Genomic DNA, 1610 nt, shown 5'->3' with positions numbered 1-1610 from the left:
GCATGGTATTGGCGCCGAAGACTCCAAACTCATCGAATTCCTGGTCGGTGAGCACCTGAGCATGAGCCGCATCGCCCAGAAGGAAGACCTGAGCAACCCCGAAGTGATTGCCGCGTTTGCCAAACGCGTGGGCAACGAGCGTTACCTGACGGCTTTGTACCTGCTGACGGTGGCCGACATCCGCGGCACCAGCCCCAAGGTCTGGAACGCCTGGAAAGGCAAGCTGCTGGAAGACCTGTACCGCTACACGCTGCGCGTGCTGGGTGGCCGCGCGCCCGATGCGGATGCCGAAGTGGAGGCCCGCAAGCGCGAAGCCCTGACCACACTGGCCCTGCACGCCGAACCTTTCGAGGCACACAAGGCACTGTGGGACACGCTGGACGTCAGCTATTTCATGCGCCATGAGGCCTCCGACATCGCCTGGCATGCACGCCAGCTCTCGCGACACGTGGGCAAGGCCAAGGCGATCGTCCGCGCGCGTCGTTCGTCGGCAGGCGAAGGCATGCAGGTACTGGTTTACACGCCCGATGCGCCCGACCTGTTTGCACGCATCTGCGGCTACTTTGACGAAGCCGGCTTCAGCATCCTGGACGCCAAGATCCACACAGCGAAAAATGGTTATGCGCTGGACACCTTCCAGGTGGTCAGCCCCACGCTGGCCGACCACTACCGCGAACTGGCGGCCATGGTGGAGGCCGAACTGGATCGCACCATCGAGAACCCCGGACCTCTGCCGCCTCCGAGTAAAGGCCGTGTATCGCGCCGGGTCAAGAGTTTCCCGATCGCTCCGCGCGTGGACCTGCGGCCCGATGAAAAAGCCCAGCGCTGGCTGCTCAGCGTGTCGGCCAGCGACCGGGTCGGGCTGCTCTACCGCATCGCACGGGTGCTGGCCCGTCACCGCATCAACCTGCAACTGGCCAAGGTAAGCACGCTGGGCGAGCGCGTGGAAGATACATTTTTGATCGATGGACCGGAGCTGCAGCACAACAAGGCACAGATCGCGATCGAGACTGAATTGCTCGAAGCGCTCAATACCTGAAGCTTCAGGCGACTGGTTTCCGCAGGTATTGCAACAGACGCCCCTTGTAACTGCCGCCGGCCGGCAATTTGGTCACGCGCGTCTCGGTGCGCGAATAGCCCAGTGCATCCATTTTGCGATTGAAGCTGGCCCGGTTACCGCGGTCCGGATCGACGATCAGCACTTCGGTGTGCGGCAGCGCATGCAGCTCGATGAACTGCGACAACACCTCCGGCTGGCCACGGTCATACAGCACATCGCTGCCGATGATCAGGTCAAAGCGTTCCAGCAGCGGGTTCGCGCGCGACCAGTTGCCCGTCTGATATTTCATTGCAGGCAAGTGGTTGAGTTTGAGGTTTTCCAGCAGGAACGCCGCTGCCAGCGGATGGCAGTCACTGGCGGTGATGTTTCCGCCGCGGCGATGCACAACAAGGCTGGCTAGCGCCAGGCCGCAGCCCAGCTCCAGAATGCGCTTGCCTTCCAGCTCGAAGGTCAGCATGGCATGGGCCAGCACGCGGCCCGAGGGCCAGAGCAAACCGAATAWCGGCCAAGCCGACGAGGAAATGCCTTCGCGTTCCGCTTCGCCCAAGGG

Annotated in this window: 2 protein-coding genes; one reads left to right on the top strand and one right to left on the bottom strand. The window is 62.6% G+C overall.

Annotated features, from left to right (window positions below; translation table 11 throughout):
- A partial coding sequence (locus AC1D1X_RS22840) for an ACT domain-containing protein (protein ID WP_477699282.1) occupies positions 1-1039 on the top strand: 1039 nt, incomplete at its 5' end.
- 4 nt (positions 1040-1043) lie between these two features.
- Here the strand turns inward: AC1D1X_RS22840 and AC1D1X_RS22835 are convergent.
- On the bottom strand, positions 1044-1610 hold a 567-nt coding region (locus AC1D1X_RS22835; protein WP_477699281.1), incomplete at its 5' end, for a class I SAM-dependent methyltransferase.

It is taken from the genome of Polaromonas sp. P1_G4 (assembly GCF_056405475.1).
This window is presented reverse-complemented; position numbering and strand designations above follow the sequence as displayed.